This window comes from Bacillus sp. LK2, assembly GCF_001043575.1.
GTDB classification, from domain to species: Bacteria; Bacillota; Bacilli; order Bacillales; family Bacillaceae_G; genus Bacillus_A; species Bacillus_A paramycoides.
The window spans coordinates 98476-121494 of record NZ_LDUK01000003.1; the positions used below are offsets into that span (position 1 = coordinate 98476).

Genomic DNA, 23019 nt, shown 5'->3' on the forward strand with positions numbered 1-23019 from the left:
TTGTGATTTTAATCACTATTAACATGGTGTTTTTGTGAAAAATATATGAACAATGCACATTCCTTTATAAATTCTTCCTATCATTTCGACACTATTTTCTACACACTTCTCCTTGGCAAGTGCTCTTGTAAAACAACATACCCTTCATAAGCTGTATAACCAAGTATAGCCATTAATCCGATATAACAAGCAAATACCGTCCATTTCGTTTTCGTATCGACTTTATAATAATTTTCTTGTTGTCTCTTTTCTATTTCCCATTCATTTAATTTTCTTTCCGACACTTCAAATGCTTCTCTTATACGAATTGTATACTCATCTTTTTCATCTTCATATGGGACATAATCAAGTGGCTCAAACTTTGGTAAAAGGTACTCTAACACTTCGATTTTTTGAAATTCTCCCGTTTTTAATTCTTTCTCTCTTTGTCTTAATACATTCATCTCATGGTGAATCATATAAATCGTTCGATGTACCGCACCAGTTTCCTTTAGTTCCTCTTCAAGCCTAGCAACATATTCTTTCATTCCATCTATTTTATATCCTAATTCCTTAATCGGCTCATCTCTCTTTATTACTCTATATAGTTCCATACAGCCGATAATAAAAATAAATCCCCCCAAAATACTTTTGAAGTAAATAGAATAGCCGAGTAGTAAAACAAGCCCTGCTCCCCAAATTTTCGTACTTACAACTGAAATAATTCGTCCGCCATCTAATGGGGAAACTGGAATTAAGTTAAAGAAATTAATCATACTTCCAAGTAAAATAATTAGCGCCCAAAACGGCTCTTTCGTTACCATATAAAGTGGAATGGCCGGTAAAAATGAAAGCAATCCGAAAAGAGGTCCCATATATGCAATATAAGCTTCATCTTTTGCATTTTTCGGCATCTCTTTCATCCCAATAAGAGCTCCCATAAATGGAATGAAGATCGCTGGTGATGTAGGGATTCCTTTTCTTCTCGCTGCCCATAAATGCCCCATCTCATGAACAAACAACAAATAAACGAGCGCTACTCCAAACTTCCAACCATATATAACTGCGTATGCACCAAGTGATAAGAACATACTAAATACGGTTGAAAATTTTGCTAGCTTAAAAATCGCAAATATCCATTTTAACTTTGATAGTAAAAATAACCCTATTGCGACGATAATTCCCCATAATCCTTTTTTATTATTTTTCATATTCCTCTCCTTTACATCACCTTAATGAGTCATACACTCTCATCAAAGTCTATCCTTTTCTCTATTATGACATATTTTTCTCTTTTCTTAGAAATAATGTTTATATAATCCATTTTTAGCCGAAAATATAAGTGAAAGGAGGTAGAAACAAATGAAATTACAATCTCTCATAATAGGTGCCCTTTCTTTCTTAGCTTCAACTCTTATTTTTTATACAGTTAGCTACTTATTATTATTAGATTGGTTGCCAAATCACTTATTTATAGCTCTTATTATTCTTTCCGCTCTTATGATTTCTTTTCTTATTACCCGAAAATCAATGAATGAGCCATCTGCAAAAGCAAAATAATAGAGGGGGCCTTTGCCCCCTCTATTATCATTTCCTAGGAAAGTCCATATTGCTTGTATTATTTACAAACTAATAAAATTTCTAATTTACCCCGCATAAACAGACAGTAAGACTCCCACTGATTACAGTTTCACCTTATCTTTGTAAATTCATTTTTTCACCATAATCTTTTACAATTTGGATGATATTTTGAAACACCCCTAGTTTTTCTTTTTTACTATTTAATATTTGTAAATCATAATTATCATAATATGTTTCTAATGATTTTAATTGTGATAATGAAGCTTCTTTTATTGGAACAGTAATATTCACTTCATACTGCTTATATCCTTCTTTTGCTTTTTCAGCTGAAATGATTTTACTCTCTTTTGCTCCAACTAATTTTTGAACTTTTTCCGGGAAGATTAATTGCAAATAATATTCTTGTTCCTTCTCCAGCTTATTGTATAGTGATTGCGAAATTGTATACCGGACCTTATAATTCATTTTCTGCTCATCTGCTTTAATATGGAATGCGGTAATCTGCATATCTTTTTTGGTCACTTCCGTTAAATTTTCTATCTTCGTATCATCTTCTTTTTGATCTGAAACATTTGGGAATAAAGATAAAAGCTGTTGCGTTTCTTTTTCGGTAAGCATGTACATATCTTTCTTATATTGAATCCATCCCCGGCGATCTTCTCCTCTTAACCATGCATAATATGTTTCTATTTTCCCATCTCTACTAATTTGTATTTCATATTCCGGTTCGCCAAAGCTACCTGTTATTTCTTGTTTTTCTGCTTTGGTTATAATGTCTACCACTAACTCCGCATCCATTTTCTTTAAATTTTTTTCTTCTTTACCTTTTTGTATAACAGTTACCTGTAATGGTTCTTTCACTTCATTCACTGTCTCCTCTACTTGTTTTGTTTCTTTCTTTTGCTCGGCTTGACCACACGATGCGAGTAAAATCACACATAAAACCATTAAATAATTCCCTTTCAAATCGATCCCTCTTTTCTAATAAGAAACCCTTATAACCTTCATATAAGAAACAAAAACGTGACATGATATAAAATGAGCTATACTATACACTGAAGGGAGGATTTTACAATGTCCATTAATTTTCATGATGCAAATAATAAGTACACATATGCAAATCGTAACGCACATATTTCATGGCGGGAAGCGATAAACAATATTGTAGATGTACAAAACAAACGAATAATTGATATAGGGTGTGGCGGTGGTATTTATACAAAAGAACTTGCACTTATGGGGGCTACAAACGTAATTGGACTTGATTTTTCAAAAGAAATATTACAAGCCACAAAGGAGAATTGTAGCAGCTTCCCAAACATCTCATTTATTCACGGTGATGCACATAATATCCCGTTCCCTGATGAAACATTCGATATTGTCATTTCACGTGCAGTGATCCATCATTTACAGGACATTCCTACATTTTTAAGCGAAGCTTCTCGCATATTAAAAAAAGACGGTATGCTTATTCTACAAGATCGAACCATTGAAGATTGCATAATTCCAGGAAGCCCTGAACACATTCGTGGATATTTTTTCTCCGTCTTCCCAAAACTCATTGAAACAGAAGCGAAAAGAAGACCAAAAACCACTACTATTCAGCACTTATTACAAAAGCATTCTCTTCAAGCGTTCCCCATTCAAACACAATGGGAAGTACGAAAAATTCACGATTCAGTAGAAGCATTACTACAAGATTTATCCCCTCGAACAGGTCGATCCATACTGCACGAATTAACGGATAATGAACTTTCTCAACTTCTACATCATATTCAAACAGCATTACAAAACCGCTCTCCTATTATCGAAAGAGATCGTTGGACAATTTGGAGTGCTTTGAAATTGTAAGGAAGGAAGCCTCACAAAAATAATGTGAGGCTTCCTTCTTTCATAATCTAATTTTGCAACACTCTTGATATCCTCCACTTCTGGCCTGTGCACTTCCACACTTCGGACATACTAAATATCTAGACTGATTTGTCAACAAACTACCTTTTTGAAAGAGTAAAACTTCTGCTTGTTTAAACGAACGCGAATAATATAACCATATAAAACCACATATAGCAATAATGCCAAATAATACTCCCATCGCAAACATTTCAGTCACCTCTTTTGGTTTGTTCTTTCCAGCAAGTGGATTGTTGTATTATTCTCTGCAAATTCAAACGATTCCTTCTTTACTCCTATAAATATCGATTTTCTCCATAAACTTTACAATTCTCTATAATGTTTTACACCATTTTTACAAATAACATTAAACCTTATATTATCCGCTATATTTCTACATGAAAATATATTTCCCAAAAAATATGTTGACTTTCTAAAAAAAACATGTGAAAATACTGTCAGAATACTTGAATAAAAATTCATTGACGAGAACGAGTACGTTATAGGGCTGTTCCCCAGAGAGTTGGCATTTTGCTGAAAGCCAATGCTCAGTTCGTAACCGAAAATCATCTCCGAGAAGTAGAACCGAATGCTGAAGTAAGTTCTTACCGGCCGTCCCCCGTTACAAGGAACACGTATCATGTTGTACGTTGCAAAGCCGTATACATATAGATATATTTCTACATGTATAAATTAGGGTGGTATCGCGGGTAAATATAACTCGTCCCTTTCTTCAGGGACGAGTTTTTTGTGTTCTTACAATGAATTTACAAAAAGGAGGAAAAACAATGAACACTGTATCAAAAAAACATATTTTTTTCACAGGTCTTATGCTATTTTCTTTATTTTTTGGGGCAGGAAATTTAATTTTCCCTCCTATACTTGGACAAAATGCTGGTGAAAACTTTTGGCCAGCAATGATTGGCTTTTTACTAACAGGGGTCGGTTTGCCGTTACTAACTGTTATCGCTATTTCTTTATCAGGAAATGGAATGCAACAACTTGCAAGTCATGTTCACCCATTATTCGGAATTTTCTTTACTGTAGTTGTATACATTGCAATTGGTCCATCTATGGGAATTCCACGTGTCGCTAACGTCGCTTATGAAATGGGAGTTAGTTCTTTCTTACCAGAAACTATTCGCTCTAGCAGCCTAGCACTATTTTTATACACGGTCATCTTCTTTGCTATCGTATTTTGGCTTAGTTTAAATCCTTCTAAGCTCGTCGATCGTATCGGAAATATATTAACACCTATTTTACTATTCTCTATTTTCTTATTATTTGTCAAAAGTGTATTTTCACCACTTGGGCAATCAGGACCAGCAATGCAAGAGTATCAAACTTCTCCGATTTTCAAAGGTTTTATGGAAGGATACTTAACAATGGATACCATTTCAGCACTTGCATTTGGAATTATCGTTGTAAATGCTATTCGCTCAAAAGGTGTGAATGACCGTAAGTCAATTGCCATTGCAACAGCAAAAGCGGGACTTATTGCCGCTACTGGTCTCGTACTTGTATATGGTGCACTTGGCTGGCTCGGTGCTACAAGCATCTCTCTCGGATACGCAAAAAATGGCGGACAGCTACTTACTGTTATTGTACAGCAATTATTCGGTCCATACGGTCTGATCCTACTATCTCTTATCGTTACACTCGCTTGCTTAACAACATGTGTTGGACTTGTATCTGCATGCAGTCAATATTTCTCAACATTATTAACAAAATTTTCATACAAAACATTAGCAAGTATCATTTGCGCGTTAGGATTATTAGTTGCCAACTTAGGCTTAACAAAAATTATCGCAATCTCCGTTCCTATTTTACTTGTTGTATATCCAATTGCAATTGTACTCGTGTTACTATCGTTACTTCATAAATATTTCGGTGGATATCGATTTGTTTATGTAGGTGCTTTAATTGGAGCCGCAGTTGTGAGCGTATTTGATGGATTAAAACAAGGGAATATTCCTGTTTCATTTATCACATCTTATTTCGAGTTTATTCCATTATATAATGAAGGTATCGGCTGGTTAATACCAGCATTAGTTGGGGCTATTATCGGTCTTGCTATCGCAAAGCTAAGTGGTGCAAAAGCAGTACCATAAACGGATCATTCATCTGAATCGAAAGCATCATAAAAAAACTCCCGTTTCGGGAGTTTTTTACATTTGATAAGAAATATGATTAAAGCTACTTACTTTGCAAGCTTTCGTATAGTAATCAATATTCGTATCCACTGTTTCTACTTTTACAACATCATAGCAATCATCTTGCTTTACTAGAAATAAATAATATTCTTCCGTCGCCTCGATAATTGCAATACGATCTGTTTCAATATCATATTGTTCACAAAGTGCTTGCAACGCATTCACATAGTTACCTAATTTTTTCGTTTTATCCATTCCAAATATCGTTTGAACTAACATACACTCTCTCCCCTTTGTATGTACTGTTAACACCTTAATGATAACGCTTACATAATTAACCGTCAACAAAAAGCTTTGACCATATATAGTCAAAGCTTCCTTCTTATTTCGTCAATTGATGTCTAAATGCATAAATAACCGCCTGTGTACGGTCACTTACATTTAGCTTATTTAATATATTACTCACATGTGTCTTTACTGTTTTGAGGGCAATAAACAACTCATCTGCAATCTCTTGATTACTTTTCCCCTCTGCAATTAATAACAAAATTTCAAACTCTCTTTCTGTTAACTCTTCATGCAAAGGTTGTTCTTTCTTTTGACGCATACGAGACATCATTTTGCCAGTAACTTTCGGCTCTAATACCGTTTCCCCATCATAAGTAGCTCGTACAGCGTCTGCAATATCACTCGCTCTTGATGTTTTTAATAAATAACTTGTCGCTCCCGCCTCAATTACAGGGTACAACTTTTCATCATCTAAAAAACTCGTTACAACTACAATTTTCGCTTCTGGCCATTCTTGAATAATTGCACGCGTTGCTTCAACCCCGTCCATCTCATCCATAACAAGGTCCATTAAAATAATATCCGGTCTTAATTGCAAAGCTAACTCTGAACCTTTTCTTCCATTTTCAGCTTCTCCAACTACTTCAATATCTGGCTGCGTTGATAAATATGCCGATACACCCATTCGAACCATTTCATGATCATCAACTAGTAATACTTTTATCATGATTCTCCCCCTCTCTCAATCATAATCGGTACTTTCACTTCTATTTGTGTACCTTTATTTGGAAAACTAAGAACCTTTAATGTACCACCAATTTCATGAACTCGTTCTTGCATTGATCTTAAACCGTATGAACCTGCCTTATTAACCCCAACTTTAAAACCAACACCATCATCAATAATTTTCAAAATCGCATATTGATCAATTTTGCGTAGGCGTACTTCGGTTTTCTTTGCTTTTGCATGCCGTAAAGTATTAGACAGAGCCTCTTGTACAATACGGAATAAATGATCTTCTACACCTTTTTTTAATTGAATCGGTTCAATTAACCATTCAATTTTCATATGTTGCTTTCTAGACAGTTCTGTTAATAATTCTTCTATACCCTCTGTTAGTTTCTTACCTTCTAACTGCACTGGGCGTAAATGAAGGAGCAATGCTCTCATTTCTGATTGTGCATTTACAACCATATTCTCAACAAGTTGCAACTGCTTTTTCGTCGTGTCTGGAATTTCAGCTACTTGTTCATTAATAGCTGACATCATCATCGACATTGCAAAAAGCTGCTGACTTACAGAATCATGTAGCTCCCTCGCCAATCGATGCCTTTCTTGGGAAATCGCTTCTTGTCTCATCTCTTCATTCCAATGAGCTCGTTCATTCGTTACTTTTTGAAATAGCCCAGCTTGCTCCTCTAATCGACGAGCAAGACCGATTACTTTTCGTTCCACTTCATGAAATTCATCATCCGCAGTAAACGAAACATCACTCGGAAAATTCCCTCGCTCTACCTCAAATAGAAAAGTATTTAATCCTTGTATACGCTGCTCTATATAATAACCGATTGCATAGCCTATAATTCCTCCGATAAGAAGACTAGTACTCATAATAAACAAGCCAATTGGAACAGAAGCAATGGATTCCTTCCACAGTAAATCATAAACTTGTTGCTCACTTTTCCATACATATACAATTGTACAAATGAGCGCAATACTCACAGAGGACAACATAGAATAACGAATATACATCCACGAAATATTCCTTTGTTTTTTCATTATACTTTCCTCACTTCCGTATCGCCTACGACAAGCGAAGAAATAATTTTTATACGGCGAGGAGCTTCTTTATACTGTTCTGTTCTAAACGTAACAGTACGGTTAAATCCTGTTTCTTCGTGTCCTGGCAGGAGCACTCGCCCAACAATAACAGAATGATTTAAAGACAGTTCAATATCATACGGCACATATAAACGAATGTTACCAATGACTCCCCGAATAACAATTACCGTTTCTCCCTCTGGAATCATAGCAGTTGTTAAATCAATCTCGACATCACAAGCACCATATTGAACGTTAATATCCTCAAGTTCATAAATATGATCCATTATTCGTACATTACCTACAAACATATTTTTTATATACGGTTCTGTGCGATATATTTGTTTTTCTTCATCTATATATCCCTTTTCTTTAATTTTAACTTTCATTGCTTTTTGCCGATGTCCTTGTTGAATCAGTTGATAACCAATTAAAGCTAAACAAGCAAATACAACAAGTACGAATGCTGCTGATGAAAATAAGAAGAATAGAAATACAATGCCACCAACAAATAAAAATACATTTCCTCTTACATAACGGTTCTTCTTTCGATAATATCTCCCAAAAATAATCATAATAAATGCAAAAATTAGACCACCTGGTTCAAAATGTCCAAGTATCATATCAAGAAAAAGACCGAATCCAAATATGATGAGGAGCATCCCCATTAATTGTGTTTTTGAAAAATGCTTCTTCATTTCAGCTCCCCCCCTCTTTGTCACATATACATAGAAGAAAAGGCATTGCTTTCCAACACCTTTTCTTCTATCACTATATCATAAGCCTGTTTTATTATATACTACAATTATTTTGTTACTTCTTTCGTTAACGATACTTCACTTTTTTCTTTCATTTCACGCTCAAGTTTTGCAATTTTCATATCAAATGTGTCGCGCTCATGCTCTTCATTTATACGAAGCTCTAAGTCACGAATGTGATCTTCAATTTCTTCGAATCGTAAGAACGGATTATTTTCATCCATTTTATGCATAGCAGTATTCATACGACGGTTTGCATGTGCCATATTTTCACGTGCCATGAGTTCCATACGTTTTGCGTTCATTTCTTTTAATTTATTTTTCATGTCAGCAAGACGGCGTTCTAATTCATCAATTTGTTCTACAACACCTGCATACATTTCTTCTAAGCGAGTTACTTGCCCTTCATAATACGCTACTTCCTCTAATGCACGTTCATGTAATTGTAATTCTCCTGCTTCTTGTGCGATGATAGCTTGCTTTGATCTTTTATTAACGAAATAACGTGCTTGCTCAAGCTCACGAGCAAAGTTAGATTTTAATGTTTTATGACGCTGAATTAACTTCTCAATTTTCGTTATTTCACGCTCACTATCGCGTAAATATTGGTTTAACATAGCAATTGGATTTTTTCTTTCTTTCTCATCTAGCACATTATGAAAATCAGCTAAAATTGCATCGCGTACACGTCCGAATAAAGATTGTTTCATTATAATCTTCCTCTCTTCTACTTTATAATTTGATTTATTTTGTATTAGTTTTTCATTAACTTGTTCCACTCATCTTCAAAGTTGCTATATGGTTTAGAACTTTCTGGAGCAGAATCAACAACTACATTTTTTTCTTTTTTCCACTCACGGTATCCATAGTATAAAACTACTAATGCCGCGATACCGATTAATGCTGGGGAATGAGAAAGGGCGATGGACAAGCCGATTAAACCAACAATACCCCAAGCTAACTTTCCAAAAAATGATTGTGCTCGCACAAATGATTTATAGCTCCAGTACACAACTCCTGCTCCGATTGCGAATCCTACAATACCAGCAAGACTACCAAGAGCAATTAAAGCCAAAATGCCGGCCGCGATAAACGCTAGAAATTGTTTCATCTTGTGCTTGCCTCCCTTCGATTTGATACTCTTATCTTAACTATTTTTTCATTTTTCCATAACGAGCTTAAGAACTGTTTTCGACTCAGACTTAAGACCGAGTTGAATTCAGCCTTTTGTAAAATAGATATTCCTCTCAACAACATAAGACAAGTTGATAAACACATTTATCCCGTTAATGCCCGATTGATGAGGACTAATAATCAGTAGGTATAGGTGCTGAATCCCCACCAATTAAAACTTCACTTTATTACACATAAAAAGCCGTTCAGAGAATGCTCTCTGAACGGCTTCAGTTGCTACTAATAAAATTCATAGTTGATTACGCTGTTTTATGATACTCTTTTTTCTCCGTACCCTTCGAAAAACGCGGGAAACCAATTAAAATCGAAATGATGCCACATACTCCAACTAATATTGGATAAAATGCATAAGGTAACAATTCAATTGGAGATAATGCAGCAAATCCTGCCGCTGTTAACATTTGAGCACCGTACGGAATTAACCCTTGTACACAGCAGGAGAAAAGATCTAATACACTCGCTGATTTACGTGGATCAATTTCATATTGATCCGCAATATTCTTCGCAAGCGGACCTGTAAAAATAATAGAGATTGTATTATTTGCTGTACACATATTCGTCATACTCACTAAACCAGCAATTCCAAACTCTGCTCCTTTTTTCGAACGAATATTACGTGTTAAAAGATTCATTAAATATTGAATACCACCATTATACTGGATAAGCTCAACCATACCACCGATTAAAATTGCAAGTAATACTAATTCCATCATACTGCCCATTCCAGTCGTTACACTTTTAAAGAAACTCTCTAACGTATAACTTCCATCTATGAGACCGATAACACCAGATAGTACAGTTCCGCCTGTTAACACGATAAGTACATTCCAACCAAGTAATGCTGTAACAAGTACACCTGCATATGGTAAAATCTTCACCCAATCAAATGTATGAGCTTTAATTTCTGTATCACTTCCTAAAGTAATCATTACTAATAGTACAATTGTAATGATTGCAGCTGGCAATACAATTAAAAAGTTCGTTTTAAACTTATCTTTCATTTCTGTTCCTTGCGACCTTACAGCTGCAATTGTTGTATCAGAAATAAATGATAAATTATCACCAAACATCGCACCACCAACAACAGTCGCCATCGTTAGTGCAATTGAGATATCAGTTTGCCCACTAATACCTACAGCGATTGGCGCTAATGCGGCAATTGTTCCCATTGAAGTTCCCATCGCTAATGAAATAAATGCCCCTATAACAAAAATTCCAGCAACGATAAACCCTTGCGGTAAAATAGATAACGCTAAGTTAACTGTAGAATCAACTCCACCCATTCCTTTTGCTGTTGCAGAAAACGCCCCTGCAAGTACAAAGATTAATACCATAATCATAATATCCGGATTTCCTGCACCTTTTGCAAATCGTTCCACTTTCACATTAAAGCTTTCTTTACGATTCATCGCTAAAGCAATTCCTACAGCAATTGAAATCGCTACAAGTATCGGCAATTTATAGAAATCACCTGTAATAATTCCAGAACCAATAAATAGCGCCAAAAATATTCCAAGTGGTAATAATGCTAAACCATTTCCTCTCGTTTCTTTCAAAGTATCATCTCTCCCTAGTTTTCAACCTTTTTTAATGAACAACAAAAGACCTCTTCCAACGAGAAGAGGTCTTATACATCTATAAGAAACACTCTTCTCATTTTTCAAGCACATGCTTGCTGGATTTGGCACAGCACTCTAAACTCGAGTCCGCTGCCGAGGCATCGTAGGGCCAGTCCCTCCGCCTCTCTTTATAAGAAGGTTTCATATTTATTTTTTAATAATAATTTCTTTCCTAACTTTACTCGCTTACAAAACAAAAGTCAATTATTTTTTGTATAGATTTTTTTGGTAATTATACAAAAACGTGAATACATCAATCATTTCAACTTTTCAATCTCTTTATCCATTATTGAAATCCAATAAAATTCTCCCTTTTTTATCACTGCTACAATCCATTTTGTTATATGCCAAGCTAATTCATATTCTTCTTTAGTAATATCCCCCATACTATAGGCATCCTCTAACTCGTCTTCATCCAATACATAAATCTCACCGTTCGGTAACAATACTACATCTAAATATAAATCATCAAAATAAGGTAAACCACGCTCGTCTATTTTATATTCTTTCGTCACGTCGATATAATATTGCACTAATTTTTTTTGATCGTCTAACATAGCTGTAATTGCAAAGTTTTTCCCGTTTATAAAATATTGCATCCATGTATACTCATCACCTGCAATGCAAAGTTCTTTACCTTTGTATTCTTTATAACTAGGCTCTCTCACCTTTTTTATATTCAGTACTCCTAACATACCTTCTTCAACTTGTTTTACTGTGTATGTCTTCTCTATTAATCGCTTCCACGTAGAACCATCACCGTACTTACGTTTCATAACTCCCTCTCCTCTTCTACATACAAAAAAGCTCTCACATATTATGTGAGAGCTTTATAAATCATAATTAAGCCGCTTGACCCTTTTCAGAAATCTCTTTTAAATAAGCTTGTCCTTTTTCAGCGTCATATTGACCTTCCCACTTAGACATAACTACAGCTGCTAAAGAGTTACCTACAACGTTAACTGCTGTACGAGCCATATCTAGAATACGGTCAATACCTGCAATAAATGCTAATCCTTCAGCTGGAATACCTACTGTACCAAGTGTCGCTAATAATACAACGAATGATACGCCTGGTACACCCGCGATACCTTTTGATGTCACCATTAGTACAAGTAATAATGTAATTTGTTGTGTAATGGATAAATCAATACCGTACATTTGCGCTAAGAAAAGTGCCGCAATTGCTTGATATAAAGTTGATCCATCTAAGTTAAATGAATAACCTGTCGGAATAACGAAAGATGTAATTGCTTTCGGACAACCGAATTTCTCCATTTTCTCCATAATTTTCGGTAAAACCGTTTCTGAGCTCGCAGTAGAATACGCAAGAATAAGCTCATCTTTTAAAATTTTGAAGAATTGGAAAATATTAATACCGAATATTTTCGCGGTAAGCCCTAATACAACTACAACGAAGAAGATCATTGCTCCGTATACTACAATTAGTAATTTCCCTAATGGAATTAATGAAGATAAACCGAATGTAGAAACTGTAACACCAATTAATGCGAATACACCAAATGGTGCAAACTTCATAACTTGGTTCGTTACGTAAAACATTGCGTCTGCTACACCTTGGAAAAATTGCAGAACCGGTTTACCACGCTCACCAATCGCCGCTACACCTAAACCAAATAATACAGAGAAGAAGATAATAGCAAGCATATCACCTTCAGCCAATGATTTCATAATGTTCGTTGGAACAATATTTACAAATGTATCCGCAAATGAATGACTTTGTACTTGCTCTGTCGTATGTGTATATTTGGAAATATCTGTTTTCGTCAATTTATCCATATCAACGCCTTTTCCAGGTTGGAAAATGTTTGCTATTAATAGACCAACAACAATTGCAAGTGTTGTAATAATTTCAAAGTAAATAATTGTTTTTCCGCCTAGTCGGCCTAACTTCTTAACATCGCCAACACCAGCAACCCCAACAACAATACTTGCTACAACAATCGGTACAACGATCATTTTAATTAATCGGATGAAAATATCACCAATTGGTTGTAAATAATTTACCACTGCCGGATTACCAAAGAAAATCGCCCCAACTGTAATACCAAGCACAAGTCCTATTAAAATTTGCCATGCAAGTCCTATTCTTTTCATATTTGCCGCAACCCCCTCTTTGATGCATTCACTCTACCCTTCTCTCGTTCTATGAAACTAAGAAATTAAGAGTATTACATATTATTCGACAATTCACTACATTTTGTCCCTGTTAAAAATCATAAATCAAAAATTAAAATCTGACAACAAAATAACTTTGCACGAATACAAATAATTTTCTTGACAAAAACAAAACCCATGTCAGAAAACCTCACATGAGAACGATTCCTCACCAGTGTTTTATGGACTTTTAAAATAATATTTCACTATGTAAAAAGCCAATATTATATCCTTTATTTCCCACTAAAAATAGAGCGCACCTCATCTTTTGCATTCATAAAAATATTAAAGCACAACGACAAACAATACTAAATTCCGACAAAACTTAGCAATTTTATAAAATTTTCTTTACATTATGATTACAGCGATAGACACCCTTCTTCTTCTTATGATATATACATTCATAGGGAAAGGAGCAAGACAACAATGAAAAAGAAATTTGCAGCATTTAGTGTTTTAGCAGCTGGAACGATTTTCGTTTCCCCGTTACTTTCACCCGTATACGCTGAAACGAATGAAAATAAATTATCTAATATTCAATCTGAATTAGAAGGCAAACAAAATGACTTACAAAATAAATCAGCTGAGAAAGAACAAATAGAAAAAGAAATCCAGGAATTACAAAAGAAAATCGATGAATTAACTACTTCTATTAATAAAAACGAAGCTGATTTAAACGATACAAAAAAAGAAATTAGCAAAACACAGCAAGTTATTATTGAAAAAAAGAAACATATAGAGCAATTACAAACGAACATAGATACACGTCAGGAAGTTATTAAACAACGACTACAATCTATGCAAGAAAAACCTCGCACAAATATCATTACAGAAGTATTAACAAGTTCTGCAAATATTGCTGATTTAATTGATAATATGTACTCCGTAAGTTTAATTTTAAACAACGATACAGATATTGTGAAAAAACAAACAACTGATCAAAATGCTGTGACAACAGAAAAAGAGGCTGTTGAGAAAAAAGAGCAACAACTGAAAGAAGCTGAACAAAAATTAGAGCATAAACAACAAGAGTTACAAAATAACCAACAACAGCAACAAACTCTTATTAACGATCTACATACGAAAGTAGCAAAAGTAGATTCCGAGATTGAAGGGTTAGAAGAGTCAAAAGGTATTTTAGAAAACCAGCGTCAAGCTGTTCAAAAAGCAATTGAAGAAGAAAAACGTGCAGAAGAAGCTCGTAAGGCTGAAGAGGCACGTAAGGCTGAAGAAGCTCAGAAACAAGCTACTACATCTGCTCAAGCTGCCCCAACACCACACGATACAAATGTCGGTGGATTTATTAAACCAGCGGCTGGATCGAAAACTTCTGGATTTGGCGCACGTTCTTTAGATAACCATAAAGGAATTGACATCGCTGCTTCGGGAACGGTTCCAATTATTGCCGCTGCAGATGGTGTCGTTATCCGTTCAGAATTATCATCTAGTTACGGAAACGTTGTGTACTTATCTCACCGTATAAACGGAAAAACATATACGACAGTATATGCACATATGAGTAGCCGTTCCGTATCGAATGGACAAACTGTAAAACAAGGCGATCAACTTGGATTTATGGGGAATACCGGTCAATCATACGGACAGCATTTACACTTCGAACTTCACCTTGGAGAATGGAATGTCGGTAAAACAAATGCAGTTGATCCATCTCCTTATATTGGATTATAAAAAACTCGGTGCATACCGAGTTTTTTTACTACCACTTCACACTTTATAGGCATTTCACATAGACTACAACTAAATGCCTATATTTTGCGGGGGGATAAATATGAATACACAATTACAAGAAGAAATAGAAGAAGCTAGAGAAACATACATCGGCCGACTATTTACATTCGGCGGCTCAGTATTATTTTTAATTGGATCATTTATCGCGGTTATCACAGCTTATAAAGCATATAATCGTTTATTAAATACACCTACAGCATAATAAAAAGACGGAGATTTCCCCGTCTTTTTATTATGCAAACATTTTAAATACGCCTATCGCATTTAAAAATACGATAATTACAGTTACTGGAATTATATAACGTAATAAGAAAAACCAAATATTAAACAATGTTTTCCCTTTCGTTTCCGTAACTTCTAATTCTTTCATTAATAACTCTTTACTCATTTTATTTGGTACGAATAGCGAAATGGCTAGTACCCCTAACGGCAGCAGCACATTACTTACCGAAAAATCAACGAAATCAAAGAATGTCTTCCCAAATATTTTCACATCACTCATAACTCCAAACGATAATGCCGATGGAATTCCAACTGCAAAAATAAGAATACCAATTAATAACGATGCTGACGGACGCTTCTTCTCATTATCTTTCGCAACAGATGCTACTACAATTTCAAGCATTGAAATCGCAGATGTTAAAGTCGCAAAGAAGAATAACACTAAAAACATAATAAAGAAAAATTGTCCAAATGGTATTTTTGCAAATACAGCAGGAAGGACGATAAATAGCAGCCCTGGTCCCTCGGTCGGCTTAACCCCTAATGCGAAAATCGCTGGGAAAATTGCTAACCCTGCAAGTACTGTAATAAAAATAGTTAAACTTACAATAGATGTTGCTGACTTAGCTAAGTGCTCTTCTTTCTTTAAATACGAGCTATACGTTACCATTACGGAGGCACCTACCGTTAGTGAGAAGAAAGATTGTCCCATCGCATATAAAATCGTATCTGCTGTAAGCTTTGAAAAATCTGGTTTTAAGAAGAATTCTACCCCAGCAAAAGCACCATCGAGTGTTAACGCACGAACAATGATAGCAATAAATAAAATAAATAATAGCGGCATCATGTACTTACTTGCTTTTTCTATGCCTTTTTCCACACCTTTACTAACAACAAAAATGGTACAAAGCATAAAGATGAATTGCGCTCCAATAGCACTTACTGGATTTGAAATTGTTTCACCAAACAATTGCCCATAATCTACTACTCCGTTCCAGAAGCTACCTGTGACACTATAGTATAAATAAAGTAAAATCCATCCACCTACAACACTATAGAAAGATAGTACGCTAAAACAAGTAACAACTCCCATACGACCAATCCAAGGATATAACTTGCTATTTGGTACTAATTGTTTATAAGCTGTAACCGCCTCTTTTTGGGTACTACGCCCGATAACAAACTCGGCTAGAAGAAGTGGCATACCTATAAATAAAGTTAATAGTAAAAATACAAGGAAGAATGCGCCTCCCCCGCCATTACCTGCAACATACGGGAATTTCCATATTGCCCCAAGACCTACTGCGGCTCCGGCTGCTGCGAGTACAAAGCCTATTTTCGACGTCCATTGCTGTGTTTCTTTCATCATAAATTCTCCTTTTCTGAATATTTAAACTTTTATTAATTATACACTTTCATTTCATACTCGCACACCTCCTTTAGAAAATAAAAAAGTCCCCTACACGCAAATATGCATGTAGAGGACGATATATGTAATGTAAATACCGTGGTACCACCTCAATTGGATTGATAAATCCCACTTGTTCAAGTACAGGAAAATTCCGATACTCTATCCTTTTAACGGCGGAACCCGGGTTGCCTACTGCAATGTTCAGCATACCTCTCGCAAGCCCATTCTGTATATTTTATCGTACCGGGCTCACACCTTACCCCAGCTCTCTGAACGCATCAAATATACGTACTCTTCTTGCTCATCGATTTCATCTTTTGAAGTTACTTGTGATTATAAATTATATTCTTATAGTTGTAAAGTACAATTTACTCATTATCCTATATGAACTTTTCTCTCTAATTCTTGTAAAAACAATTCTCTTTTTTGTTCATTTTGAACATATACCGCCTTTAATACTTCTTGTAATAATATATTTCTCTGTCGCTTCTCTACTTGTAATTCTTTCACTCTTATTCTTACTTCATATAAAAAATCAAGATACGTTTCATACGTCTCATCATATTTATTTGCGATATCGTCACGAATTTTTTTCGCAAGTTTCGGGCTGGCTCCGCCTGTAGAAACAGCTACATTAAGTAGCCCACGATGAAACGCTGCTGGAAAATGAACATTTCCACTTTCCGGATTTGTAATAACATTTACCAATTGATTCACTGCAGCATCTTTAGCAATTTGTTCATTTAGTACCGAATCGCTAGTCGCCGCGACTACTAAAAAAGCATCTTTAATATCACTTTTTTCATATTCCCTTTGATACCAACGAATTTGCTTTTCTTCTACAAATTTTACTAAATTCGTATCTAATTCTGTACTTACCACAACGATATCCGCACCTTGTTTTAGTAAAGGAATAATTTTAAATCCTGCTACTTTTCCCCCGCCAATGACAACAACACGTTTCTTATCAACTCGCACTGTAAGTGGATACATATTGATCTCCCTTCAATATTTCCTCTGTTTTCTGAATTAACATATCTCGAAACGCTACATTCTTCCCTAAATATGGACTTGTTTTTATCTCTTCCGACTCATATTGACGCACCTCTTTCTCAATATGTTTCATGAGCAAGCCTGTAAATAATAAGTAAGGTAACACAACAATGTTCCGTTCTTTTTGTTCTACAATTTCTTTCAACTTCTCATCAAACTTTGGCTCCGCGGCTGCTAAATAACAAACTTCCACCTTTATAATGTTCTTTTCTTTTTGAAATAAAGAAGAAATCCACTTTATATCTTGTAAAGTTTGAGGATCACTACTTCCTCGTGCAACGAGCAAAAGTGTTACTTCTTCTTTAATACCCATTCCGTTATACACCGCCTTTACAAGCACTTCTGATACACCAAATGGATTACCATACACTATTTTGATATTCGGATATTGCTCGTTTAACTTTCGTAATTCAAGCGGAATATCTTCCTTCACATGTCCTGCCGCTAATAAAAAAACAGGGATCGCGACAATCTCTGTAGCACCACGCTTCACACATGTACGAAATCCTTCATCAATAGATGGACTCGCTAGCTCTAAAAAACAAACTTCTTGAATATTTGCCTCTACACGGCTCATACATGACGTAATAAATTGAATTGCCTCTTCTTTTGCCGCTTTCAAACGGCTTCCGTGACATATATATAAGACGGCTTTCATATCACAACACTCCGCTTACTTGATATGCATTTTCCGTTTGCTTCTCAAACCAATGTATCTTTTCTCTAAAACGGACAACTTCTCCAATAACAATCATACTTGGATTTTGAATTTGTTCTTTTTTAGCAACTTCTACTATCGTTCCTAACGTCCCTGTAACCGTACGTTGCATAGATGTCGTCCCCCACTCAATAATAGCAGCAGGTGTACTCTTTTCTTTTCCGTACTTTATAAGTTGTTCACATATGTAGGGTAAATTACTAACCCCCATATAGACAGCTAATGTATCTACACCTTTCGCTAAGTTCTCCCATTTCATTTCTTCCTCAGCACCTTCTTTTCTATGCCCCGTCACAACGGCAAAACTTGCACTTGCATCGCGATGCGTCACTGGAATGCCAGCATAAGCAGGAGCAGCTATGCCTGCTGAAATGCCAGGAATAATTTCAAATGAGATACCTTGCTTGGCTAACGCTTCAGCTTCTTCTCCACCTCTTCCAAATACAAATGGATCCCCGCCCTTTAGTCTCGTTACAACTTTTCCTTTTTTCGCATATTTAACAAGAAATGTGTTAATCGTTTCTTGCTTCATCGTGTGATAATTTGGGAGTTTCCCGCAATAAATTAAATCCGCTTCAGGCTTTGCATAAGAAAGCAATTCTTTATTTACAAGACGGTCGTACAATATAACATCAGCCTTCTCGATGCATCTCAACCCTTTAACAGTAATTAAATCCGGATCACCAGGACCCGCCCCGACAATATAAACCTTGCCCATCATCTCTCCTCATTTCTATTATTAAAGTGAAACTTCCATCCTTATATACGAATGGAAGTTACTACTATTTCGTATTACAATGTTCCCTACTCATGAATAACAAACGCCGCTCCTTTTTGAATCTTCTTTTTTTCATATAAGGAGATTTCTTTCACTTCTGGTAGCGGTAAAAAATACTTTTCCAGCTCTATTTCCGCAAGCTTAAACGCTTGCTCTTCACTTTGAGCAACAACGACTATTGGAACAACACTATTCACTAATACAGCTTCAAATCGATATAAATCCATATTGTCCCTCCTAAGACGCTATTACTTCTTCTAATACGCGATTTAGTACAATTTGTAATTCTTCCACTCCAACACGTCCTACGAAATCATAAAACGTTTCGGCTAGTAATTTATTCTTTTGGAAATAACGTAAAAAGGACACGAGAACATCCGGTAAATCTTCACCATCTATTTTCCCTTTTAATTTTTCGTTATATGCTCCGCCATCTAATAGCGTTCCGCCCACATATATTTCAAATGCCTCAACGATTCCCTTTTCCTTTGTTTTCAGTTTTACTCCTTGCAAACCAATATCAGCAATTTGACGTTGACCACAGGAGTTCGGGCATCCTACCATATGAATTCGAACTGGAACATCAAGTGCAATTTGTGTATCTAAGTATTCTGCGATTTTGCGTAATCTTTCTTTCGTTTCTACTAATGCAAGATTGCAATACTCAATACCAGTGCATGAAACCGCATGACCGATAAACGATTTCGGGTTTGCAGAAATTGCTTCAAACAACGGTTCACTTAATAATCCTTCAACATTTTCTGGCAGAACATTCGGAATAATGAAGTTTTGTGAGTTACAAGTACGAATTTGTCCATTTCCATATTGCTTTGCAATTCTTGCAATCTCAAACATCTCTTCTGCATGTAAACGCCCTACCGGCACATTAAAACCGACATATTTTAATCCTTCTTGTTTTTGATCTTGTACGCCATAAAAATATCCGGCATTCCATCCTTTGAGCGCACTTTCTCCTTTACTTTGCAAGGGTCCTGTGTATTCTACTAGTTTCTCTTTAAATTTCTCAGCTCCCCAGTCAGCAACAAGAAATTTCAAACGTGCTAAGTGGCGTTTTTCACGATATCCAAAATCACGGAATATAGTAGCAATTGCAATCGATACTGCCTTCACTTCTTCTGGTAAAACGAATACATCTAATTCTTCCGCTAAGTAAGGGCGCGCAGATAATCCTCCGCCTACTTTTATATGAAAACCAACTTTTTTCTCACCATCTATTTCTTTCGTAGCGGGTGTAAATGCCACACAGTTAATTTCAGCATTTGCTGAATTATAAATGTTAGAACTAATAGACATTTTAAATTTACGAGGTAGATTAGAAAACTCTTCATTATGTTGGAAGTATTCATATATCTCTTTAACAATCAACGTTGTATCAAATAGTTCGTTCGCATCAATTCCAGCAAGTGGATTCCCTGTAATATTACGTGTAATATCACCGCACGCCCCCGCTGAAGATAACCCTACTCTCGCTAATCTTTTAAAAATATCCGGAATTTGCTGAATTTCTAGCCAATGAAACTGAATCGCCTGTCTCGTCGTAATATCTAACACATCACGTCCATAGTCTTCAGCGATTGAAGCAAGTGCTTCTGCCTGTGCATTTGTAATAATCCCAGAAGGAATATTAACACGCATCATAAAATAGCCAGCTTCTTTCGGTCGTTGCAAATACAATCCGGCCCATTTAAAGGAGTCCCACTCTTCTTTCGGAATTGATTCAAATCCATTTTCCGCATAGTAAGGAATATCATTAAAGATTTCCAAACCATCTTTTTTCAATTTGTTTTTCTCAGTCTGATTTATTTTTTCATTATTAGCCCATACTTTTTCATAACTCATTTTAAATCCCCCTATATAAAGCTACGCTCTTGTAAGTACTTCACAACTTGTTCTGCACATTCTTCAATAGAATACTTGTGCGTTTCTACAATTAATTCTGCTTGTTCCGGTTCCTCATACGGTGAATCAATACCAGTAAACTGTTTAATATCACCTTGTCTCGCTTTTTTATAAAGCCCTTTCGGATCACGCTTCTCACATTCTTCAATCGGACACTTGACAAAGACTTCAATAAACTCATCTGCCGCTAATAGATCTCTAACTTGTTTTCGATCTACTCGAAATGGTGAAATGAAAGCTGTAAGGACAACAGTACCTTGATCTACAAATAGCTTCGCCACTTCGCCAATACGTCTTATATTTTCCATACGATCACTTTCAGAAAAACCTAAGTCTTTATTTAAACCGTGGCGAATATTATCCCCATCTAACACATAATTTCCAATATTCTTTTCAAATAGTTTACGAGCAACCGCATTGGCTACTGTAGATTTACCCGAAGCTGATAAACCAGTAAACCAAACTACAAAACTGTGATGCCCATTCTTCACTCTTCTCTCATCTTTTGAAACCGAAGCTGTATGCCAAGTAATATTCGTATCCATCTCGTTCTCTCCCTATTCTGTTACTACTTCTTTTTTCAAACCTTTAATTAGTACTTCCACTACTTCTTTACGACTAAATGTACTTGGCGGAATCTCACCATTTCTTAACATTTCTCTTACTTTCGTACCTGATAAAATGACGTGGTCTTCTTTTCCGTGCGGACATGTTTTCGTTGAAGCCATCGCTTCACATTTGATGCAATAAAAACTATGTTCAAAAAATAACGGCGTAATCCCTAACTCTTCTACTGTAAAATTCTTAAAGATGTCCTGCGCTTCATACGTTCCGTAATAATCTCCTACTCCTGCATGATCACGCCCGACAATAAAGTGAGTACAGCCAAAATTCTTTCTTACTAATGCATGAAATACCGCTTCACGTGGACCTGCATATCGCATCGCTGCAGGAAATACCCCTAAGAAAACACGATCTTTTGGATAATAATTCTGTAGTAATACTTCATAACTTTCCATCCTCACATCAGCAGGAATATCATCTGATTTCGTTTCACCAACGAGCGGGTTTAAAAAGAGACCATCGACAATTTCAAGTGCAGATTTTTGAATATATTCATGCGCACGATGTACAGGATTGCGTGTTTGGAACCCAACTACCGTTTTCCATCCGCGCTTTTTAAATTCCGCTCTTGTTTCGATTGGATCTAAATGATAAGAAGCAAACTGATCATTTTCAGAGCGTTGTATTAAAATAATAGCGCCTCCAACGTAAACGTTCGACCGATCATACAATTTTTTCACCCCTGGATGAGCCTCATCCTTCGTTTTATATACGAGTAACGCCTCTTTTTCTTTATCAGGTACAAAAATATCTTCTATTTGAATAACACCATATACAGTTCCACCTTTAACAAGCTTTACTTCTTCTCCAACTTTCAATCTTTCTGCTTCTTCTTCCGTTACTGGTAATGCAATCGGTATACTCCAAACACTACCATTTACTAAACGAAGCGTTTCTACAACTGAGTCATAATCTCTCTTCCCTAAAAATCCCGTAAGAGGGCTATATCCTCCTGTCGCCAGAAGTTCTAAATCACTAAGTGCAATTTTGTCTAGCTCGATTTCTTTTACAATGTTCGAAATGTCATATGTTTCATCAATACGGTTTACTACTTCATTTGTTGTACTCATCTTTTTATATCCC

At 35.8% G+C, this 23019-nt stretch carries 25 protein-coding genes, 1 riboswitch and 2 other annotated features; of the genes, 5 read left to right on the forward strand and 20 right to left on the reverse strand.

The window, feature by feature from the left end:
* Positions 1–98 precede the first annotated feature (98 nt).
* Positions 99–1190, reverse strand: coding sequence for a site-2 protease family protein (locus VK90_RS03570; RefSeq protein WP_048370496.1), 1092 nt, complete (start codon positions 1188–1190; stop codon positions 99–101).
* Between the two features lie 151 nt (positions 1191–1341).
* On the opposite strand from VK90_RS03570, the gene VK90_RS03575 reads away from it, so the two are divergent.
* Complete coding sequence (locus VK90_RS03575; protein WP_002171096.1) at positions 1342–1539, forward strand: hypothetical protein; 198 nt, start codon at positions 1342–1344, stop codon at positions 1537–1539.
* A gap of 135 nt (positions 1540–1674) precedes the next feature.
* On the opposite strand, the gene VK90_RS03580 is transcribed toward VK90_RS03575, so the two are convergent.
* On the reverse strand, positions 1675–2526 hold the full coding sequence (locus VK90_RS03580) for a hypothetical protein (RefSeq protein WP_048370498.1): 852 nt from the start codon (positions 2524–2526) through the stop codon (positions 1675–1677).
* A gap of 108 nt (positions 2527–2634) precedes the next feature.
* On the opposite strand from VK90_RS03580, the gene VK90_RS03585 reads away from it, so the two are divergent.
* On the forward strand, positions 2635–3411 hold the full coding sequence (locus VK90_RS03585; protein WP_048370500.1) for a class I SAM-dependent methyltransferase: 777 nt from the start codon (positions 2635–2637) through the stop codon (positions 3409–3411).
* Positions 3412–3451: 40 nt separating this feature from the next.
* Here the strand turns inward: VK90_RS03585 and VK90_RS03590 are convergent, their stop codons facing one another.
* Positions 3452–3661, reverse strand: coding sequence for a hypothetical protein (locus tag VK90_RS03590; protein WP_002171093.1), 210 nt, complete (start codon positions 3659–3661; stop codon positions 3452–3454).
* 262 nt (positions 3662–3923) lie between these two features.
* Positions 3924–4182, forward strand: a binding site (T-box leader).
* A 56-nt stretch (positions 4183–4238) separates the two neighbouring features.
* Between VK90_RS03590 and brnQ3 the strand changes: the two genes are divergently transcribed.
* Positions 4239–5561 (forward strand): branched-chain amino acid transport system II carrier protein BrnQ3, encoded by a 1323-nt coding sequence (gene brnQ3 / locus VK90_RS03595; protein ID WP_048370502.1) that lies wholly within the window; start codon positions 4239–4241, stop codon positions 5559–5561.
* 57 nt (positions 5562–5618) lie between these two features.
* Here the strand turns inward: brnQ3 and VK90_RS03600 are convergent, their stop codons facing one another.
* The 9 genes from VK90_RS03600 to gltP form a co-directional block, all read right to left on the reverse strand.
* Entirely contained in the window at positions 5619–5975 is a 357-nt protein-coding gene (locus VK90_RS03600) for a DUF3992 domain-containing protein (RefSeq protein ID WP_048370504.1), read from the reverse strand.
* 10 nt (positions 5976–5985) lie between these two features.
* Positions 5986–6618, reverse strand: a complete 633-nt coding sequence (locus tag VK90_RS03605) for a response regulator (RefSeq protein WP_025147280.1) — start codon at positions 6616–6618, stop codon at positions 5986–5988.
* Positions 6615–7670 (reverse strand): sensor histidine kinase, encoded by a 1056-nt coding sequence (locus VK90_RS03610; RefSeq protein ID WP_025147281.1) that lies wholly within the window; start codon positions 7668–7670, stop codon positions 6615–6617. Before VK90_RS03610 ends, VK90_RS03605 begins: the two co-directional genes overlap by 4 nt.
* Positions 7670–8410: a cell wall-active antibiotics response protein LiaF gene (gene liaF / locus VK90_RS03615; protein ID WP_048370506.1), complete on the reverse strand. Its 741-nt coding sequence runs from the start codon at positions 8408–8410 to the stop codon at positions 7670–7672. The genes VK90_RS03610 and liaF overlap by 1 nt, the downstream gene beginning before the upstream one ends.
* A gap of 107 nt (positions 8411–8517) precedes the next feature.
* Entirely contained in the window at positions 8518–9180 is a 663-nt protein-coding gene (locus VK90_RS03620) for a PspA/IM30 family protein (protein WP_048370507.1), read from the reverse strand.
* 44 nt (positions 9181–9224) lie between these two features.
* A complete protein-coding gene (locus VK90_RS03625) occupies positions 9225–9581 on the reverse strand; it encodes a lmo0954 family membrane protein (RefSeq protein WP_048370510.1) in 357 nt (118 codons plus the stop codon).
* Positions 9582–9903: 322 nt separating this feature from the next.
* Positions 9904–11220 (reverse strand): Na+/H+ antiporter NhaC family protein, encoded by a 1317-nt coding sequence (locus VK90_RS03630; RefSeq protein WP_048370512.1) that lies wholly within the window; start codon positions 11218–11220, stop codon positions 9904–9906.
* Positions 11221–11314: 94 nt separating this feature from the next.
* Positions 11315–11420, reverse strand: a riboswitch (SAM riboswitch).
* Between the two features lie 120 nt (positions 11421–11540).
* Positions 11541–12059 (reverse strand): DUF402 domain-containing protein, encoded by a 519-nt coding sequence (locus VK90_RS03635; protein ID WP_048370514.1) that lies wholly within the window; start codon positions 12057–12059, stop codon positions 11541–11543.
* A gap of 67 nt (positions 12060–12126) precedes the next feature.
* The gene (gene gltP / locus VK90_RS03640) at positions 12127–13401 is read right to left on the reverse strand and encodes a glutamate/aspartate:proton symporter GltP (RefSeq protein WP_048370516.1); all 1275 of its coding nucleotides are present in this window, start codon (positions 13399–13401) and stop codon (positions 12127–12129) included.
* 486 nt (positions 13402–13887) lie between these two features.
* On the opposite strand from gltP, the gene VK90_RS03645 reads away from it, so the two are divergent.
* A complete protein-coding gene (locus tag VK90_RS03645; protein ID WP_048370518.1) occupies positions 13888–15150 on the forward strand; it encodes a murein hydrolase activator EnvC family protein in 1263 nt (420 codons plus the stop codon).
* A gap of 100 nt (positions 15151–15250) precedes the next feature.
* On the forward strand, positions 15251–15412 hold the full coding sequence (locus VK90_RS30100; RefSeq protein WP_197088198.1) for a hypothetical protein: 162 nt from the start codon (positions 15251–15253) through the stop codon (positions 15410–15412).
* Positions 15413–15442: 30 nt separating this feature from the next.
* On the opposite strand, the gene VK90_RS03650 is transcribed toward VK90_RS30100, so the two are convergent.
* From VK90_RS03650 to sat, 8 genes are all read right to left on the reverse strand, one after another.
* The gene (locus tag VK90_RS03650) at positions 15443–16798 is read right to left on the reverse strand and encodes a sodium-dependent transporter (protein ID WP_048370521.1); all 1356 of its coding nucleotides are present in this window, start codon (positions 16796–16798) and stop codon (positions 15443–15445) included.
* A 111-nt stretch (positions 16799–16909) separates the two neighbouring features.
* Positions 16910–17157 (reverse strand) — a binding site (T-box leader).
* Positions 17158–17218: 61 nt separating this feature from the next.
* Positions 17219–17836: an NAD(P)-binding protein gene (locus VK90_RS03655; protein WP_002171080.1), complete on the reverse strand. Its 618-nt coding sequence runs from the start codon at positions 17834–17836 to the stop codon at positions 17219–17221.
* Complete coding sequence (locus VK90_RS03660; RefSeq protein ID WP_048370523.1) at positions 17811–18554, reverse strand: sirohydrochlorin chelatase; 744 nt, start codon at positions 18552–18554, stop codon at positions 17811–17813. The genes VK90_RS03655 and VK90_RS03660 overlap by 26 nt, the downstream gene beginning before the upstream one ends.
* Position 18555: 1 nt before the next feature.
* Complete coding sequence (gene cobA / locus VK90_RS03665) at positions 18556–19332, reverse strand: uroporphyrinogen-III C-methyltransferase (RefSeq protein ID WP_002171078.1); 777 nt, start codon at positions 19330–19332, stop codon at positions 18556–18558.
* A gap of 86 nt (positions 19333–19418) precedes the next feature.
* Positions 19419–19619, reverse strand: coding sequence for a DUF3906 family protein (locus tag VK90_RS03670; RefSeq protein WP_002171077.1), 201 nt, complete (start codon positions 19617–19619; stop codon positions 19419–19421).
* A gap of 10 nt (positions 19620–19629) precedes the next feature.
* Positions 19630–21252: a nitrite/sulfite reductase gene (locus tag VK90_RS03675; protein WP_048370524.1), complete on the reverse strand. Its 1623-nt coding sequence runs from the start codon at positions 21250–21252 to the stop codon at positions 19630–19632.
* An 11-nt stretch (positions 21253–21263) separates the two neighbouring features.
* Positions 21264–21857, reverse strand: coding sequence for an adenylyl-sulfate kinase (gene cysC, locus VK90_RS03680; protein WP_002171075.1), 594 nt, complete (start codon positions 21855–21857; stop codon positions 21264–21266).
* A gap of 12 nt (positions 21858–21869) precedes the next feature.
* Complete coding sequence (gene sat / locus VK90_RS03685; protein ID WP_048370526.1) at positions 21870–23006, reverse strand: sulfate adenylyltransferase; 1137 nt, start codon at positions 23004–23006, stop codon at positions 21870–21872.
* Positions 23007–23019: the final 13 nt, after the last annotated feature.

Coding starts and splice junctions, on each gene's coding strand:
- VK90_RS03570 (WP_048370496.1), bottom strand. CDS start 1,190: ATGAAAAATAATAAAAAAGGATTATGGGGAATTATCGTCGCAATAGGG.
- VK90_RS03575 (WP_002171096.1), top strand. CDS start 1,342: ATGAAATTACAATCTCTCATAATAGGTGCCCTTTCTTTCTTAGCTTCA.
- VK90_RS03585 (WP_048370500.1), top strand. CDS start 2,635: ATGTCCATTAATTTTCATGATGCAAATAATAAGTACACATATGCAAAT.
- VK90_RS03590 (WP_002171093.1), bottom strand. CDS start 3,661: ATGTTTGCGATGGGAGTATTATTTGGCATTATTGCTATATGTGGTTTT.
- brnQ3 (WP_048370502.1), top strand. CDS start 4,239: ATGAACACTGTATCAAAAAAACATATTTTTTTCACAGGTCTTATGCTA.
- VK90_RS03605 (WP_025147280.1), bottom strand. CDS start 6,618: ATGATAAAAGTATTACTAGTTGATGATCATGAAATGGTTCGAATGGGT.
- VK90_RS03610 (WP_025147281.1), bottom strand. CDS start 7,670: ATGAAAAAACAAAGGAATATTTCGTGGATGTATATTCGTTATTCTATG.
- liaF (WP_048370506.1), bottom strand. CDS start 8,410: ATGAAGAAGCATTTTTCAAAAACACAATTAATGGGGATGCTCCTCATC.
- VK90_RS03620 (WP_048370507.1), bottom strand. CDS start 9,180: ATGAAACAATCTTTATTCGGACGTGTACGCGATGCAATTTTAGCTGAT.
- VK90_RS03625 (WP_048370510.1), bottom strand. CDS start 9,581: ATGAAACAATTTCTAGCGTTTATCGCGGCCGGCATTTTGGCTTTAATT.
- VK90_RS03635 (WP_048370514.1), bottom strand. CDS start 12,059: ATGAAACGTAAGTACGGTGATGGTTCTACGTGGAAGCGATTAATAGAG.
- gltP (WP_048370516.1), bottom strand. CDS start 13,401: ATGAAAAGAATAGGACTTGCATGGCAAATTTTAATAGGACTTGTGCTT.
- VK90_RS03645 (WP_048370518.1), top strand. CDS start 13,888: ATGAAAAAGAAATTTGCAGCATTTAGTGTTTTAGCAGCTGGAACGATT.
- VK90_RS30100 (WP_197088198.1), top strand. CDS start 15,251: ATGAATACACAATTACAAGAAGAAATAGAAGAAGCTAGAGAAACATAC.
- VK90_RS03650 (WP_048370521.1), bottom strand. CDS start 16,798: ATGAAAGAAACACAGCAATGGACGTCGAAAATAGGCTTTGTACTCGCA.
- VK90_RS03655 (WP_002171080.1), bottom strand. CDS start 17,836: ATGTATCCACTTACAGTGCGAGTTGATAAGAAACGTGTTGTTGTCATT.
- VK90_RS03660 (WP_048370523.1), bottom strand. CDS start 18,554: ATGAAAGCCGTCTTATATATATGTCACGGAAGCCGTTTGAAAGCGGCA.
- cobA (WP_002171078.1), bottom strand. CDS start 19,332: ATGGGCAAGGTTTATATTGTCGGGGCGGGTCCTGGTGATCCGGATTTA.
- VK90_RS03670 (WP_002171077.1), bottom strand. CDS start 19,619: ATGGATTTATATCGATTTGAAGCTGTATTAGTGAATAGTGTTGTTCCA.
- VK90_RS03675 (WP_048370524.1), bottom strand. CDS start 21,252: ATGAGTTATGAAAAAGTATGGGCTAATAATGAAAAAATAAATCAGACT.
- cysC (WP_002171075.1), bottom strand. CDS start 21,857: ATGGATACGAATATTACTTGGCATACAGCTTCGGTTTCAAAAGATGAG.
- sat (WP_048370526.1), bottom strand. CDS start 23,006: ATGAGTACAACAAATGAAGTAGTAAACCGTATTGATGAAACATATGAC.